General features: G+C 78.1%; 1 protein-coding gene. It reads right to left on the bottom strand.

Annotated elements, in window-relative coordinates; translation table 11 throughout:
* Positions 1-233, bottom strand: a 233-nt coding sequence (locus SB717_RS39805; RefSeq protein ID WP_410908871.1) for a hypothetical protein, incomplete at both ends; no start/stop codon positions are given.

The following is a 233-nucleotide window of genomic DNA, read 5'->3' as shown; positions in this document are numbered from 1 at the left end:
CGAGCGTCTCGACGGCGCCCGTCCGCTCGAGCGTGACCGCGAGTCCGGCCGAACGGATGTGGTCGACGGTCAGTTCGAGGTCGGCGAGCGACGGCTGCGGGCCGTCGTGGGCGCCCGGCGCGCGGGCGGCGTCGGCGGGGTGCGACTGCCGCAGCTCGGCGAGCAGCACGCGCACGTCGCCCAGGGCGGAGCGGGCGGTGGAGGCGATCGTGGCGAGCGCCTCGTCGACCGCG

It is taken from the genome of Priestia sp. SIMBA_032, from assembly GCF_046535215.1.
Lineage (GTDB): Bacteria > Bacillota > Bacilli > Bacillales > Bacillaceae_H > Priestia > Priestia aryabhattai.
The sequence above is the reverse complement of the archived record's forward strand: the minus strand, read 5'-3'. Positions and strand labels throughout refer to the sequence as shown.